We start from the raw sequence: 15,693 nt of genomic DNA, 5'->3' as shown, positions 1-15,693 counted from the left end.
CACACTCACTGAAGACTGCGCCCCGCCATTGCTCGCGGGGCGCAATTTTTCCAGAGTAGCCAGACGATGACCTTTCCCGCATTTTCCAAAGCAGCGAAACGCCTGCTGCAAAACATTGCCATGGGCGTCTTTTTACTGGCGCTGATTGTGCTGGCTTTCCGTTTGTGGCCGCATCCGCCGCTTTCTCAGGGGCAACCTTTCTCCTCGGTCTATTACGACCGTCAGGGCATGCTGATGCGCATCACGCTGGCCAACGACGACCGCTACCGGTTATGGACGCCACTGGAGCAGGTTTCTCCGCTGGCCGTCGACGGTTTGTTGCTGCACGAAGACCGGTGGTTCTACGTTAATCCGGGTTTCAATCCGTTCAGCCTGATGCGCGGCTTCTGGCGCAGCTATGTCGCGGGCGGCAAAATGCAGGGCGGATCAACCATCACCATGCAGCTGGCGCGTATGCACTGGCATCTCAATACCCGCACACCGTCGGGCAAAATCATGCAGGTGTTGCGGGCGGTGCAGCTGGAACTGAGTTATTCCAAGCACGACATTCTCGAAGCCTATCTGAACTACGCGCCTTACGGTCGCAATATCGAGAGCATTGGCGCGGCCAGCCTGATCTATTTCGACAAAGTGCCGAAAGACCTGACGTTGCCGGAAGCGCTGACGCTGGCGGTGCTGCCGCAATCTCCCAGTTTTCGTATTGATGCTAAAACCGGCGTGCTCGGCATGGCGCTGACGCAGGCCCGCAACCGGTTGTTCCTTCGCTGGCAGGCGCAGTACACCACCGACAGCAGCCAGCTTTCACTGTTTAAACTGCCGCTGGCGCTGCGTCAGCCTGAGCGAATGCCGTATATCGCGCCGCATTTTATCGAACAGCTTCGCCAGCAAAATCAGCAGTTAATTCAGACGAATAACCGCGTCGATACCACGCTGGACGCCGGTTTGCAGCGGCTGGTCGAGCGGCAGGTGAACGCGTTTATTACCCGTAACCAAAGTCGTGGGATCCGGAACGCGGCGGTGTTGCTGGTCGATACTCGTGATATGGGTGTGCGGGCGCTGATGGGCTCGGCGGATTATTACAACCGCAGCATTCAGGGACAGGTCAACGGCACCAATGCCAAACGCTCGCCGGGTTCCGCGCTCAAGCCATTCATCTACGCACTCGGGATGGAGCAGGGCGTGCTGCACCCGATGACCATCCTGAAAGATGTGCCATCGGCGTTTGGGGCTTACGCGCCGGAGAACTTCGACCGGCGCTTTCTCGGACCGGTCACCGCGACCGATGCCCTGAACTTCAGCCGTAATATTCCCGCCGTGTATGTCGCGTCGCAGCTGCGTCAGCCGTCGTTCTATCAGTTCCTGCGGCTTTCCGGCGTCGCTAACATGTCCAGCGAAAATCACTATGGCTTGTCGCTGGTGCTGGGCGGTGGCGAAGTGACGATGCAGGAACTGGCAAAACTCTATGCCCTGCTCGCCAACCGGGGCGTGCTGCAACCGCTGCGGATGCAAAAAAGTGATTCGACTCCGACCACGCCGGTCCGGCTGTTAAGCGAAGAAGCCAGTTTTATGACGCTGGATATGCTGCGTCAGCACCGCCGCCCCGGCGATACGCTGGCGCAACAGCCGTCTTCTCTGCCGGTCTACTGGAAAACCGGCACGTCCTGGGGATTTCGCGATGCGTGGAGCGTCGGGATTTTCGGGCCCTACGTACTGGTGGTATGGGAGGGAAATTTCGATAGCAAAGGCAACAACGTGTTTGTCGGTGCTGAAGCCGCCGCCCCGCTGTTTTTCAACATTATAGACAGCATCAGTGCCAGCTATCCGGATTTGCAGGAACCTATTCGCCCGTTCCCGAAACAGCTAAAACGGGTGGATATTTGCCTCGCCAGCGGTGACTTACCGACGCCATGGTGTCAACAAAAAGGCAAAACCTGGTTCATTCCCGGCAAATCGCCGATCAAAGTCGATACCGTTTATCGCCCGGTGCGGCTGGATAAACTGACCGGTGACGTGGCCTGTCCGCCTTTTGATGAAGACGAGACCCGCATCGAAGTGTTCGAGTTCTGGCCATCAGATTTGGCGAACGTCTTCGCGCAGGCAGGATTGCCTAAGCGTAAACCGCCGGTGAACAGCTGCAAAGATAACGGCGTCGACGTCAGCGGCAATCCGCCGCGCATTACGTCGCCGCTGAAAAACACCACGTATACGCTGCGACAATCCCAGCAGGGGCGCGACCGTATCGCTTTTAACGCGGTCACCGATGCCGACAGCAAAACGGTGTACTGGTTTGTCGATGATATTTACCTCGGCAGTTCCGCCAGTAAATCGGCCATCGACTGGCGGCCGATCAACAACGGCCAGTACCGCATCCGCGCCGTGGACGATCGCGGACGGGCGGACAGCAGGCTTATCAGTATTGAAATTGTGAATTAGGATTGAGGCCGCAGCAGGAAGTTATTGCGCGGCCTTTGTATCATTATGACATCAGCGGATATCGACTTTGAGCGTTGCAGTGGCGTCAAAATCACCGGTATCCAGTTCGCTGCCGACCAAATTTATCGGAAAGGCGGTCAGCGTAATTTTCCCCAGTCCGTTCTGATTCATTGGCAAAACACCTTGTGCAAATGGCACGTAAGTCCCACCGGCATCTTCTACGACGATCCCTATATCTGCTTTATTGTCGGACTGACGACGCCGGGCTACCAGATAGTACTGATTCTCAACGTCCTGGCCATCGAGGATCATCATGATTTTATTATTGAGAGGAATGACCGGCAGGCCATTTTCCGTACAGTCATAAAGGATATTGAACGTTACGGGCCGATAGCCTTCTGGAGGATTGTTTTTTTTAGTGAATTTACTTGCCTCAATGGTTCCGAAATTAACTGAGATAGTTTCTCCCTGATTGATTTCACAACTTTGCGGTACTGTCATAGTACCACTGAGATAAACAATGGCTACGGGTGAGCCCAACGGGGGAGCAGTGGTAGTTACCGTGGCAGAAGAGGTGTAAATGCGGGCAATTTCCGTGCGTGGGATCGTAATTTCCCCGACGAAAGGTGTAGTGATATAAAATGTCACTTTCCCCTGTGAGCCAGTGTTCAGGTTATCTTGCGAAGTTTGTTGCTGACAGATACCGGTATTTTCTTTATCCCAGTGGTGTGTTCCATCACTGACTGCTTTTCTGGTAGGGACGGTAACATAGTCATTTTTCGGAATAGCAATTTGGGTCATGACATCCAGATGATCATTAATTTTATAGTAATCTGTCGTGTGTCCGAGGGGTAACGACGTTTGCAGACTGTACATAATTAACACTCCATTAGTACTCGCCGCATCGGTATCTGAGCAGTTGCAGGTGATACGATAATTTTGCTGGCTGCTGTTGAGTGCCTCCTCGAAACTATTGCCCCTCGAATTTTCGTCGTCGCGTAAATCGTGCAAGATCATGTTTTCATAAGAGGTCGCACCACCATTGGTGGGTTCACAAATGGCCGTGCTCGCATAACCCGGGGCGATGCAGGCGCCTGTAATCATCAGCACCATTCCCAATATTTTTCCGGCATTCTTCTTCATTATTGTTGTCCTTAAACACAGGGGGCCGTGACGGATTGAACAGAGGCCGCTGCTTGCCTGAGGTTGAGACTGGCTTTGCATTGCTGGTTTGCGCTGGTGCCCCATTTCACATGTAACTTGATGGGTTCATCCACTTTCACACCGGATAGATACAGAACCCCGCCATCATCAACGATATTCTCTAATGTCTGGTCTTCGCTGACCGCCACAGCGCCGAATGGCACAACAGATCCGTCAAACCGAGTGAGTTTAATCAATACACGCACGCCAATACGTGCGTCGAAATGTGCAACGACCATGGCACCTTTATTAGGGATAACCAGTTCTGAAGTATTTGTGACATCCACATCTGCCGGCAGTGTGGTGGTATCAATCACGATGCGATTTTCAGTATAAGAAGTGAGATAAGGCACCACGGCGTAGCCGCGCCAGTCTGTTTTAAGGCCGGGAATATTTTGCACCCGCGCACCGCTGGCGCCATTGGTATCAATTAGTGCAAAAGAGTCCCCAAGCGGCTGAGAAAGTGTGATCCCCTTTTCATGGGCAACAATCCCGCCTGCAAGGCCATAGCTGGTTTGCTGTGAATGGTCGTCGTAGTAATAACCGGCATTCAATGTGCCGTAGGATGAGCGATAGGATGCATTCAGGTTACTGCTGTTGCCACCTCCCTGATCTGCATGGCTTTGCTGAAGAGAATAGCTGAGACGGTAATCATCCAGCGCAGTCCCGCTGAGTCCAACCTGTTGGCGTGTGTCACCATTTTTCTGATGCGTAACGTTATACGTCGCCCAGCTTTGCGGTAGCCATCGACTTAAAGGAACACGAATATTCAGTGCAAGCTGCTGATCGTTTTCCTGATTTTCCATCTGGCTGTAAGAGTAAGAAAGGTTGTAGCTGATCCCGTACCAGCTGGTATTCATGCCGAGGGAGATATTTTTCTCTTTGTTGGTACTGCGCCAGTAGTCTTGCTGATAAGCCGATAAATAGAGACTCGCCCCTTCCCATAGTGCCTGATTAATACTGACCTGGTATTTGCTGCGTTTATGTCCGTCCTGAGGCGCATTGTCCTGAGACTGATTAGCTTCGTCAAAATCGTAAAAACCGCTGGTTGAATAGCGATAGCTGGCCACGGAAAAGTTTGTGTCCGTTGTTTCGACATTTTTTGAATATTGAATACGATAAGACTGACCGCTGCTATTCTGGTCGTTGTCCAGATGGGTCTGAGCCTGAGTGACATCGACAGAGATTGAACCGAGGGCGAACAGGCTGAACCCCATCCCTGCCTGACCCGCGCGATAATCAGGCGACAGTAATAAGCCAACATAAGTGGTTATTTCATTTGAAACCCCGTAGATCACCGTCCCTTGTGCAAATTCTGGTTCTTTATCGCCGCTATCGTTTGAGCGGTAGCGGCCAACGGTGCTGCTGTACTTCAAGCGTCCAGGTCGCTGCATAACGGGCACGGCAGAAAAAGGCTGGTTAAATTTGCGTTCAGTGCCGTCGGCTTCTTTCACCGTTACTTCCAGATCACCACTGTAAGACGAAGGATAAAGGTCATTAATTTCGAACGCACCCGGCGCGACATAGCTTTGATAAATGATGTAGCCGTCTTGTCTGATGGTCACTTCGGCATTGGAATTTGCAATACCGCGAATGGTGGGTGCGAAGCCACGCTGGCTGTTGGGCAGCATATTGTCGTCGGAAGACAATTGAACCCCAGTAAATTGCAGGCTTGGAAAGAGATCGCCCGGCGTGGAGCTTTCCCCTATCAGCAACTGAGACTTGAGGGCTTTAATATCCCGTTGCGCATAAGTGGAGATCGCATCCCAACTTTGTTGGCCATCGCTATTACTATACGTGCTGTAGTTGCGAAGGCGCCATGCGCCCAGATTTAAGCCGTTTTGCAGATTCAAATACTGACTGGAATCATCACTGCCGTTTTTATTGTTCCGTTGTGAGCCTGAAAAAGCGTAGTTAGAAAACAGGACTGGTACGCCATCGTCCCATTTTTTGGGATCAATATAGCCACTGGCTTTTTGTTCCATAGCGGCTTGTGGAATGCTGAAATCCAGACGCATTCTGTTAAAGTCGAACTTTGCGTCCGCTGCCGGAATATATAGGGTCAGGTTGTCGAGTGGTGCGTCATGCGGGTGTTGCGTCAGGGACGGAAATGCGTCAACGCGAACATTCAACGCACGAAGTAAATCAGGGGTGATTTCCGGGATCAAAGAGCCGTCCGACTTTTGGTTATAGCGGATGTTTTGCTGTAATACTTTTTCCTGATTCACGTAAATTGCCGTGTTATAGACACCGGCAACCTGCGCCTTGTCACTTAGCGCGAACACCGAGAGATCTACCTTTACGGCTGCCTGATCATTGTTTTCCAATAATCTCGGATCGAAATAGACTTCCTCAGCGTGGACCGAATGAACAATAAATGTGATCACAAAAAAAATACAACTTACCCCAGGCGCTAAGGTTTTACCTTGCTGACGGGGAGAAGACATGTCGTTTTCCGGTCTTTGTGCATTCGTATCATTACCCATAATCATCTTCCCTGCTCTTCCTGATGGCGAATCAACGCATGGTCAAACTAAAGCGCTCGCTTTTCCGACTCGGTATCTCCGCCGTAGTCGTTGATTGCTCTCCACTCAATGGTATTCCCGGTAGTGTTCGCAGGTAATATCACATTGAGCTGGCTGCCTGGGGCAATCATGTCGGTATCCTTAAGTATGCTGTTACCGACGATCAGGTAGCTGAATACCACGTAATAAGGAGAAGGATTATTGATAATAAGATGGCCGTTGACGCGTGAAAAAGTCAGCAATTTGTAAGCATCAAATGCTTTACCTTGTAATTTATCAGGGCGATAAAAAAGTTTTATTCTTGTCTTAATGACGAGTCGTAACTCGTTTGATTCATTTTTCGGTGTAGAAGGTATAGCCCGGACATTAATGTAAAATATCGATTCTTTGTCATTGGGGAGTTCACCACCTGTATACGATATGCGTAAATTATTCTCCTCATTAGCGTTTAACCTAAATAGCGGTGGAGTCACCACAAAAGGCCCGCGCGTTTTACCATCACCATTATCGATCCACGATTGGATCAGAAACGGCTTACTGTCGGATTTATTACTGAGAGGTAATGAGGCTTCCTTTTTATTTGCTTCATAAATTATCCGTGTGCGACCCACAAGAATTCCGCCACCATAGCTCAGCTGAATCGGTAGAAAAAACAGAAGAGTCAATGTAATGATTGAATTGATGATATTACGCATTTAGATAATTGCATCCAGTAATGAATGATAAATATTCCGTTACTCAGGTAATGAAAAATGGCCCATTTTACTGGGCCTGCCGCTCAGGAGCGGCTTAACGGTAATCGAGTGTCACATTGACGCTGGCATCGGCTGGACCCGCAGTGATCAGATCAGGGGTTTTGTAGGACTGATAATTCGCCAGCAGGTTGATGTTCATGGTCGCGCTGGTGATGTCGTAAGTTATGGTTGGTAATGTATTGAGAAGCATCACGTCTTTTGTTGTGGCATCCAGAATCTGGATCCCTACGCCGTCGGCCATGGTATCGCCAAAACTATTTCCCAATTTCACTAAATTAGGATGCGTTGCGTCTACCGCTTCGGCTTCCAGCCACACACGAAAGTGCGGGATGGGGTCATTTTGCACCTTAGCGACAGGGCAGTTAGCCAGGGGCAGAGTAAAAGGAATATTGGGTGAGGTATCATTAACTTCGCGGAATTGTGCTGCTGAATAAGTACCTAATTCAACTTCAATATCATTACCCCCATTAATGATACAGGCAGTTTTAATAATTTCACCGTGAAAGTTTATTCTCCCATCTATCGCATAACTGTTACCGGCTAATGCCAGCAGTAACCCACTTACTATGAGCTTGTATGTCTTTTTCATTTTCGCATCCATTCTGAAAGAAAAAACTAAGAGTTTAGTCACATGTACGCTTGGCTAATATATTAGCGATACTAATTAAATGCCAGCAAATGCGGATTCTATCAACTGTTGTAGACATTGAATAGAGGGTGGCGATCATTATTATATCAGGTTGATAAGATCGAAGTTGTTATATTCATTTAAATGATCTTTTAGTTAACCTTAATTCACCTCAGTTATTATTTGAAGTATTGATTAAAGAAATTTAGCGAAGAATATTTTTACAGGGATCATTTTATTAGACATTTTAATTTAATGATTAAGGTAAGGAAGTGCCTTAAAAAGTCAGCCTCTGCAAGGAAGGGTTATATTTATTCGTTCATTTTAAAATGATTTAATTTCCGAAATTTCTTTTTATCATGGGATATTGAAAAGTAAGGGTTGATTGTTGAACCGTTAAGTCCCAAGGGGGAGTAACACGCCTCCAACTGGCATCGCGACAAACCGTAACAAACCAACCGTAGATGGCGAGAGATTCCTCTGATATTGTTGATAAATTAGGAAATCCGTATTCATTGTTACAATTTCGACTAGAATATATACCATTAAACGCTGTCTGTTTTGGCTCATATTTCTAACAATAGAAGCTTCAGGCATTCACGCCTTTGGGAGAGTTACATGCAAGAAAATCACAAAATTCTGGTTGTCGATGACGACATGCGCCTGCGCGCACTTTTAGAACGTTATCTGACAGAGCAGGGCTTCCAGGTGCGCAGCGTCGCGAATGCCGAGCAGATGGATCGCCTGCTGACCCGTGAATCCTTCCATCTGATGGTGTTGGATTTGATGTTGCCGGGCGAAGACGGTTTGTCTATCTGCCGCCGCCTGCGCAGCCAGAGTAACCCGATGCCGATCATTATGGTCACAGCGAAAGGTGAAGAAGTTGACCGTATCGTCGGCCTGGAAATTGGCGCTGACGACTACATTCCTAAGCCATTCAACCCGCGTGAACTGCTGGCGCGTATCCGTGCCGTGCTGCGCCGTCAGGCTAACGAGTTGCCGGGCGCACCTTCTCAGGAAGAAGCGGTGATTTCGTTCGGTAAGTTCAAACTGAACCTCGGTACCCGCGAAATGTTCCGCGAAGACGAGCCTATGCCGCTGACCAGTGGTGAATTCGCCGTACTGAAAGCGCTGGTGAGCCACCCGCGTGAACCGCTGTCCCGCGACAAGCTGATGAATCTGGCGCGTGGCCGTGAATACAGTGCGATGGAGCGTTCTATCGACGTGCAGATTTCCCGTCTGCGCCGCATGGTAGAAGAAGATCCGGCGCACCCGCGTTATATCCAGACCGTTTGGGGTCTGGGTTACGTCTTCGTCCCGGACGGCAGTAAGGCATGAGACGAATACGCTTTTCACCGCGTAGCTCGTTTGCCCGAACACTGTTATTAATCGTCACCTTGCTGTTCGTCAGCCTGGTGACGACCTATCTGGTGGTGCTGAACTTCGCCATTTTACCGAGCCTGCAACAGTTCAATAAAGTGCTGGCATACGAAGTACGTATGCTGATGACCGACCGTTTGCAGCTGGAAGATGGTACGTTGCTGGCAGTACCCCCGGCGTTTCGTCGTGAGATTTATCGCGAACTGGGCATCTCGCTTTATACCAACTCTGCGGCCGAGGAGAGTGGTCTTCGCTGGGCGCAGCACTACGAATTCCTGAGTCAGCAGATGGCTCAACAGCTCGGTGGGCCGACCGACGTGCGTGTGGAAGTAAACAAAAACACGCCGGTGGTGTGGCTGAAAACCTGGTTGTCGCCTGATATCTGGGTACGCGTTCCCCTTACTGAAATCCATCAGGGTGATTTTTCCCCGTTGTTCCGCTATACGCTCGCGATAATGTTGTTGGCGATCGGCGGCGCGTGGCTATTTATTCGCATCCAAAATCGACCCCTTGTGGAACTTGAACACGCTGCGTTGCAGGTAGGTAAAGGGATTATCCCTCCGCCCCTGCGCGAATATGGCGCGTCTGAAGTCCGTTCGGTAACGCGCGCTTTTAACCAGATGGCTGCCGGTGTAAAACTGCTGGCCGATGACCGTACTTTACTGATGGCGGGCGTCAGCCATGATTTACGCACCCCGCTGACGCGTATCCGTTTAGCCACAGAGATGATGAGTGACGGCGATGGATATCTTGCGGAGTCGATCAATAAAGATATCGAAGAGTGCAATGCCATCATCGAGCAGTTTATCGATTATTTGCGCACCGGTCAGGAGATGCCTACCGAAATCACCGATCTTAACGGTATTTTGGGCGAAGTGATCGCGACGGAAAGCGGCTATGAGCGTGAGATTGACTCCGGTCTGGCCGACGGTGAATTGCTGGTGAATGCGCACCCGCTTTCCATTAAACGTGCCGTGGTGAACATGGTGGTGAATGCCGCCCGCTACGGTGACGGCTGGATAAAAGTCAGCAGTGGCCGCGAGCTCCAGCGTGCATGGTTTCAGGTCGAAGACGATGGTCCTGGTATTGCACCCGATCAGCTCAAGCATCTGTTCCAGCCATTTGTGCGCGGTGAAAGTGCCCGAACCACCAGCGGTACCGGGCTTGGACTGGCTATCGTCCAGCGTATTATTGATGCGCACTCGGGGACGTTAGATATCGGGAAAAGTGACCGGGGCGGATTGAGAATAAGAGCTTATTTACCGTTACCGGTGGAGATGCTTAAAGCGGTGGCGGTACAGCAGAAACCGGTGTGAATTAAGGGGCCTTAATAATCCCGGCGATGCCTATGCAATGAAGGCTTCAATATTGAACCGGGATTATTTCGGTTTCTCAATGGCAGCGATCACATGACCTCCTGCGCCGAAACCGAGCAGAGGGGAAAGGCTTTTCCCCTCTGCACTCCCCTCGCTTTTTCAAACACGTGCCATGCAGACGGGCTATGTTTCAGGTACTTCTGCTATTGCCGCAAAATCCCGCCGCTGCGCGGTGCCCTTCGCTCGGATTACAACCCGCGCAAAAAGACGCGCGGTTTTTCATCTCTCGCTCCGGCGTAATTTTTGAAAGCGGCTAATGGCTTCTAGGTCAGCTTCACCTGATGGGAGCATTTCAAAAAGCCAAACACTAAACTCTTTTTTTGTTTTAAAAATGGTGAGATGGCGCGATCAAAAAATCCTGCTGAACGGGCGGCTTCGAGACCTGCGGCTCGAAGACCGAGAGAAGGGACGCGCAGCGGCAGGGGTTTGCGCCACCCACGTAAGTATCTGAACATGTCCTTCGACCTAGCGGCAGCGCGCAGTTAAAAAGACGGAGAGATCCAAGAGAGGCCCGTCCTGGCCTCTCTTGGGCGGTTTTGGCGCAGTGAGTTAAGCGATCACTGCTATTGAGAAACCGAAACTTTCTCGTTCTGCTTTAAGGTCGCCAGTGCGCGGCATTCGCACCTAAGAAACCGAAACTTTCCCCGTCGGCTTTAAGCCACCACCGTGCGATGACTCAGCGGGATTAAACGCCCGCCTGCGCTTTAATTCTTCCGACTCATCACATAATACTCCGCCGCTTCCTCCCGCCACCTCGGCGCCTGCACCACGTCCCACGGATTCACCACAACCACGCCCGTGTGTGCAAACATCCCGACGTTATGTGTCACCAGCGACGCCTGATGGTTCAGGCATATCGCGACAAGCTGTGCATCGCGCTCTTCCATCGTCACGCCTGCCTGCTTTGATAAGGTGAGTACGCGCGAATAATGCAGGGCGCTGGCGGCGTCGAACGGCAGCAGGCGTCCGGCGAAATCGTGATTAAACATATCCAGTAAAGCGTCATTAAGCGGTGCTCTGGGCTGCTCATCGGGCAGGCCGTCGACCCATGTGAACAGTTCGGCTACGCTCAGGCTGGTGAGATACAGCTGGCTGGCATCCTGCGCGTCGAGCCACTGCAGAACCGTTTTATGCGGTTTGGGAGTGATCATCTCAAAGATGACGGAGGTATTGAGAATGATCATTTTGGCGGCAATTCCAAAGGACTGATGCTCAGCGCGGAGAAACGCTGGTGCAACTGGCTGCCGAGGCCGAATTCAGGCGGAGTGCTGGTGAGTGCCTGTTTCAGAATTAAACGCGCCTCCTCTTCCATCGAGTGCCCTTTTTTGGCGGCAGCGATGCGCAGCAGGTCTTTTATCTCTTCATCCAGATTGCGAACCGTGAGGGTAGCCATAATTAGCTCCAGTGAAATCAATGCAAGCAGTGCTGCCATAGTGCGACGTGCAGAAATTTTTGCAATAAAAAGGCGCGGGATCCGCGCCTGATAAGTATCGGTAAATTAACGCTGAGGGCCTGCGCTGACCAGCGCTGCACCCGCAGGGGTGTCGGTATATTTATCGAAATTATCGATAAACAGCTGAGCCAGATGCTGTGCCTTTTCCTGCCACTGTTCACGGCTGGCGTAAGTATTGCGCGGATCGAGGATGTGCGGATCAACGCCCGGCAACGCGGTCGGCACGGCGAGATTAAACATTGGCAGGGTGAAAGTCTCAACGTCGTCTATCGTACCGTTGAGTATAGCGTCGATGATAGCGCGGGTATTTTTGAGCGAAATACGTTTACCGGTGCCGTTCCAGCCGGTATTCACCAGATATGCCTGCGCGCCGACGGCTTCCATGCGCCTGACCAGCACTTCAGAGTATTGCGTCGGATGCAGCATCAGGAACGCTGCGCCGAAACAGGCGGAGAAGGTCGGAGTCGGTTCGTTGACACCGCGTTCGGTGCCTGCCAGTTTAGCGGTAAAGCCTGACAGAAAATGATACTGCGTCTGAGAAGCCGTCAGGCGGGAAACCGGCGGAAGAACACCAAAGGCATCGGCGGTCAGGAAGATCACTTTGCTGGCGTGGCCCGCTTTGGAGACTGGTTTCACGATATTCTGGATGTGATAAATCGGGTATGACACGCGGGTGTTTTCGGTTTTGCTGTTGTCATCGAAATCGATTTTGCCGTCTGCGCTAACCACGACATTTTCCAGTAATGCATCCCGCTTAATCGCGCCAAAAATTTCCGGCTCGGCTTCTTTGCTGAGTTTGATGGTTTTCGCGTAGCAGCCGCCTTCAAAGTTGAAGACGCCGTCATCGTCCCATCCGTGTTCATCGTCACCAATCAGCTGACGCTTTGGATCGGTCGAGAGCGTGGTTTTACCGGTGCCGGAGAGGCCGAAGAAGACTGCCACATCGCCTTTTTCACCGACGTTGGCTGAGCAGTGCATGGAGGCGATACCCTTTAGCGGCAGCAGGTAGTTCATCACGGCGAACATGCCTTTCTTCATTTCGCCGCCGTACCACGAGCCGCCGATCAACTGGATGCGCTCGGTCAGGTTGAAGGCGATGAAGTTTTCAGAGTTCAGCCCCTGCTTCTGCCAGTCGGGATTGGTGCATTTCGCGCCGTTCATGACGATAAAGTCAGGCTCAAAATTTTCCAGTTCCCCGTCGGTCGGGCGGATAAACATGTTCTTGACGAAGTGTGCCTGCCAGGCCACTTCAGTGATGAAACGGACTTTCAGGCGGGAGTCGGCGTTGGCACCGCAGAACGCATCAATGATAAACAGCCTTTTGCCCGAAAGTTGCTTGCCGACCAGCGCCTTCAGCGATGACCAGACTTCCTGCGACAGCGGTTTGTTGTCATTCTTGCCTTTGCCCTGATCGGACCACCAGACGGTGTCGCGGGTGACATCGTCGCGGACAATGTATTTATCTTTAGGCGAACGGCCGGTGAAAATGCCGGTATCGACGTTCACTGCGCCTAGTTCTGTCACCTGCCCGCGCTCAAAACCTTCCAGACCCGGTGCGGTTTCTTCTTTGAAAAGGGTTTCGTAATCAGGGTTATAGATGATTTGACTGCTTTGATGAATCCCGTAACGGGCGAGTGTTTCGGCGGTGATACCGAGAGTGGTTGGCATTTCCCTGCTCCTTTCCTGCGCATAGAACCCCAAAGGGCGTAGGCCTTTAGGGATAAATTAGTTGTAATTGTAGGTATTTATCGCGCACGAACAGCGATAGCTATCAAAGATTAACGGGAGATGTGAATTTTTTTCTCGAATTGTGATGGAATACCAACAAATTGTGCAAGGACGTTATAAACAAGCATTAAAAAAGGGACTTTCAGCAGAAAGTCCCTTTTGATTTAGTCAGTTAACGATCAGTGAACGTTATCAGTTCCGGAGATAACGTTGCCGCTTGCCTTCAGTGTCGCCATATCCATCGCGTCAAATGCGTAATCTGAACCGCAATAATCACAATGCATCTCGATTTTGCCATCTTCTTCCAGCATTTCGAGAATCTCGTCATCAGGCATCGTCAGCAGCGCACCGGCGCAGCGTTCACGCGAGCAGGTACAGCGGAAACACACGCTCTGCGGTTCGTACAGGGTGACTTCTTCCTGATGATACAGACGATAAAGCACTTCATTGGGAGGCAAATTGAGCAACTCTTCGGCTTTAATGGTCGCTGTAAGCTGCGCAAGATGGCTGAATTCTTCCGGATCGGTCTCTTCAGCAGGCAGAACCTGTAACAACATACCGCCGGTCGCTGGCTTACCTTCCACTTCACCGCTGCGGATGAAAATACGGGTCGGCAACTGCTCGGACTGCATGAAATAGTTTTCCAGACACTCAGCCAGGTTCTCGCCTTCCAGCCCGACAACGCCCTGATAACGTTCACCCGCGGTCGGAGAAATAGTGATCACCATATAGCCATTGCCAATCATCTCTTTCAGCGAGCTGCCTTCTTTGATTTCGCCTTGCAGACGCGCGAGACCGCGCAATTCCTGAAGATTATTACCGTTAATCACTGCGAGCTTCAGCGGGCCATCGCCCTGCAGTTGCACGGTGATATCGCCGTCAAACTTAAGCATGGCGGTCAGCAGGCTGGTCGCGACCAGCATTTCGCCCAGCAGGTTACGGACGTCTGCCGGATAGTCATGCCCGGCTACGATCTGCTGGAAAGTCTCGTGAAGCGAAACCAGTTCGCCGCGTACAGCGTGATGGTTGAACAGGTAACGGTGTAACTGGTCGTGATTAGACATAACGTTCTCTCTGTTTGGCGACGTTTATTCGGTGTCACCATATTTAAATTTGATCAGGTTGCGGCGTTCCTTTTTATCCGGACGTCTGTCCGGATGGGGCATCGCATTCATTTTCCGTGCCTGGGAAATTTTCTCCCGGCTGGCAATGCTGGCCTCGGTTTCCTGATAAAGCGTTTGTGCTTCTTCCGCACTGCGGCGCTGAGTTGTCAGCCCCAGCACAATGATCGTTTTTGCATCGGTTCCCTGACGCAGGGTAATTTCGGCATTCAGTTCCATCAGCTTGCTCGGTTTCCCTCGCTGGCCGTTGTAATGCACTTTACCGCCGTCAATCATCTCGCGCGCCAGCGCACGGGTCTTATAAAAACGAGCCGCCCACAGCCATTTATCGAGACGTACAGCGTTATCGTCTTCTTCCTTTTTACCTTTCATCTTTCCCCCTGAAACGTGCCAGAACTACTGAGCAGGGCCTGTTATCGGGTGAATCGAAGGCAACAGGTCGCGGTAGTCATTGATCGAAGGATGTCCTTGAAATGACTTGTTCGCACCGCTTGAATCCGGATTCTCTATACCCAGACAATAGCGGATACCAAAGGTTTTTGCCGCATTCAGAATCGGCTCCCCGTCATCGACAAACAGCGTTCTCTCGGGGTTAAAGCCCGTTTGCTTCTGCACGGCAGCCCACAAACGTTGATCTTCCTTTGGATAACCAAATGTGTGGGTGGAAAGTAATAAATCAAGGTGCTTATCCAAACCGGTGTGTTCAATCTTCACTGACAGGCTATGAGGATGCGCATTGGTCAGCAAAATAGTTTCGCGGCCACTTGCCCTCAGATGCTGTAAGAACGGCATCGTATCGTCGCGAAGTTTTGCATTTTTGCCGATGTTAGTCGTCATCTGGTAGATGTCCAGATCCAGCCGCTCGCTCCAGTAGTCAAAGCAATACCAGTTCATGGTGTGCTGGACGGCCAGGTATTCGTCATGAATTATCTGACGGGCATTTTCCAGCGGGATAGCGCGTTGCACGCTCAACGCCTGAGGCACATCTTGCAACCAGAATTGGCTATCGAAGGCCAGATCAAGCAGCGTACCGTCCATATCCAGCAAAACGGTATCGATATTGTTCCAGTCGAGATCAAGGGGCATGAAAA

General features: G+C 51.1%; 13 protein-coding genes. 3 read left to right on the top strand and 10 right to left on the bottom strand.

Going from position 1 to position 15,693, the window contains the following annotated elements; translation table 11 throughout:
- Positions 1 to 66 precede the first annotated feature (66 nt).
- Positions 67 to 2,433, top strand: a complete 2,367-nt coding sequence (pbpC, locus tag GE278_19970; GenBank protein QLK62885.1) for a penicillin-binding protein 1C — start codon at positions 67 to 69, stop codon at positions 2,431 to 2,433.
- A gap of 51 nt (positions 2,434 to 2,484) precedes the next feature.
- Here the strand turns inward: pbpC and GE278_19965 are convergent, their stop codons facing one another.
- From GE278_19965 to GE278_19950, 4 genes are all read right to left on the bottom strand, one after another.
- Positions 2,485 to 3,492 carry a fimbrial protein gene (locus GE278_19965; GenBank protein ID QLK63361.1) on the bottom strand — a complete coding sequence of 336 codons (1,008 nt, stop codon included), beginning with the start codon at positions 3,490 to 3,492 and terminating at the stop codon, positions 2,485 to 2,487.
- 95 nt (positions 3,493 to 3,587) lie between these two features.
- Positions 3,588 to 6,128, bottom strand: a complete 2,541-nt coding sequence (locus GE278_19960) for a fimbria/pilus outer membrane usher protein (protein ID QLK62884.1) — start codon at positions 6,126 to 6,128, stop codon at positions 3,588 to 3,590.
- Positions 6,129 to 6,169: 41 nt separating this feature from the next.
- Positions 6,170 to 6,856, bottom strand: coding sequence for a fimbria/pilus periplasmic chaperone (locus GE278_19955; GenBank protein QLK62883.1), 687 nt, complete (start codon positions 6,854 to 6,856; stop codon positions 6,170 to 6,172).
- Between the two features lie 94 nt (positions 6,857 to 6,950).
- Entirely contained in the window at positions 6,951 to 7,505 is a 555-nt protein-coding gene (locus GE278_19950) for a fimbrial protein (protein ID QLK62882.1), read from the bottom strand.
- Between the two features lie 657 nt (positions 7,506 to 8,162).
- On the opposite strand from GE278_19950, the gene ompR reads away from it, so the two are divergent.
- Both ompR and envZ read left to right on the top strand, forming a co-directional pair.
- Positions 8,163 to 8,882 (top strand): two-component system response regulator OmpR, encoded by a 720-nt coding sequence (gene ompR, locus GE278_19945; protein ID QLK62881.1) that lies wholly within the window; start codon positions 8,163 to 8,165, stop codon positions 8,880 to 8,882.
- A complete protein-coding gene (gene envZ / locus GE278_19940) occupies positions 8,879 to 10,240 on the top strand; it encodes a two-component system sensor histidine kinase EnvZ (GenBank protein ID QLK62880.1) in 1,362 nt (453 codons plus the stop codon). The genes ompR and envZ overlap by 4 nt, the downstream gene beginning before the upstream one ends.
- A gap of 764 nt (positions 10,241 to 11,004) precedes the next feature.
- Here the strand turns inward: envZ and GE278_19935 are convergent.
- The 6 genes from GE278_19935 to GE278_19910 form a co-directional block, all read right to left on the bottom strand.
- Positions 11,005 to 11,484: a PIN domain-containing protein gene (locus GE278_19935; GenBank protein QLK62879.1), complete on the bottom strand. Its 480-nt coding sequence runs from the start codon at positions 11,482 to 11,484 to the stop codon at positions 11,005 to 11,007.
- Positions 11,481 to 11,693, bottom strand: a complete 213-nt coding sequence (locus GE278_19930; protein ID QLK62878.1) for a plasmid stabilization protein — start codon at positions 11,691 to 11,693, stop codon at positions 11,481 to 11,483. The genes GE278_19935 and GE278_19930 overlap by 4 nt, the downstream gene beginning before the upstream one ends.
- A gap of 105 nt (positions 11,694 to 11,798) precedes the next feature.
- Entirely contained in the window at positions 11,799 to 13,421 is a 1,623-nt protein-coding gene (gene pckA / locus GE278_19925) for a phosphoenolpyruvate carboxykinase (ATP) (GenBank protein QLK62877.1), read from the bottom strand.
- Between the two features lie 239 nt (positions 13,422 to 13,660).
- Positions 13,661 to 14,545 (bottom strand): Hsp33 family molecular chaperone HslO, encoded by an 885-nt coding sequence (locus GE278_19920; protein ID QLK62876.1) that lies wholly within the window; start codon positions 14,543 to 14,545, stop codon positions 13,661 to 13,663.
- Between the two features lie 24 nt (positions 14,546 to 14,569).
- Complete coding sequence (gene hslR, locus GE278_19915) at positions 14,570 to 14,974, bottom strand: ribosome-associated heat shock protein Hsp15 (GenBank protein QLK62875.1); 405 nt, start codon at positions 14,972 to 14,974, stop codon at positions 14,570 to 14,572.
- A 24-nt stretch (positions 14,975 to 14,998) separates the two neighbouring features.
- Complete coding sequence (locus GE278_19910) at positions 14,999 to 15,688, bottom strand: GMP/IMP nucleotidase (protein ID QLK62874.1); 690 nt, start codon at positions 15,686 to 15,688, stop codon at positions 14,999 to 15,001.
- Positions 15,689 to 15,693: the final 5 nt, after the last annotated feature.

The organism is Enterobacteriaceae bacterium Kacie_13, from assembly GCA_013457415.1.
Classification (GTDB): domain Bacteria; phylum Pseudomonadota; class Gammaproteobacteria; order Enterobacterales; family Enterobacteriaceae; genus Rahnella.
This window is presented reverse-complemented; position numbering and strand designations above follow the sequence as displayed.

Bases quoted from the DNA above. Each gene is read 5' to 3' on its own strand.
- GE278_19935 (QLK62879.1), bottom strand. From the start codon at position 11,484: ATGATCATTCTCAATACCTCCGTCATCTTTGAGATGATCACTCCCAAA.
- GE278_19930 (QLK62878.1), bottom strand. From the start codon at position 11,693: ATGGCTACCCTCACGGTTCGCAATCTGGATGAAGAGATAAAAGACCTG.
- ompR (QLK62881.1), top strand. From the start codon at position 8,163: ATGCAAGAAAATCACAAAATTCTGGTTGTCGATGACGACATGCGCCTG.
- GE278_19960 (QLK62884.1), bottom strand. From the start codon at position 6,128: ATGATTATGGGTAATGATACGAATGCACAAAGACCGGAAAACGACATG.
- envZ (QLK62880.1), top strand. From the start codon at position 8,879: ATGAGACGAATACGCTTTTCACCGCGTAGCTCGTTTGCCCGAACACTG.
- GE278_19910 (QLK62874.1), bottom strand. From the start codon at position 15,688: ATGCCCCTTGATCTCGACTGGAACAATATCGATACCGTTTTGCTGGAT.
- hslR (QLK62875.1), bottom strand. From the start codon at position 14,974: ATGAAAGGTAAAAAGGAAGAAGACGATAACGCTGTACGTCTCGATAAA.
- pckA (QLK62877.1), bottom strand. From the start codon at position 13,421: ATGCCAACCACTCTCGGTATCACCGCCGAAACACTCGCCCGTTACGGG.
- GE278_19920 (QLK62876.1), bottom strand. From the start codon at position 14,545: ATGTCTAATCACGACCAGTTACACCGTTACCTGTTCAACCATCACGCT.
- pbpC (QLK62885.1), top strand. From the start codon at position 67: ATGACCTTTCCCGCATTTTCCAAAGCAGCGAAACGCCTGCTGCAAAAC.
- GE278_19955 (QLK62883.1), bottom strand. From the start codon at position 6,856: ATGCGTAATATCATCAATTCAATCATTACATTGACTCTTCTGTTTTTT.
- GE278_19950 (QLK62882.1), bottom strand. From the start codon at position 7,505: ATGAAAAAGACATACAAGCTCATAGTAAGTGGGTTACTGCTGGCATTA.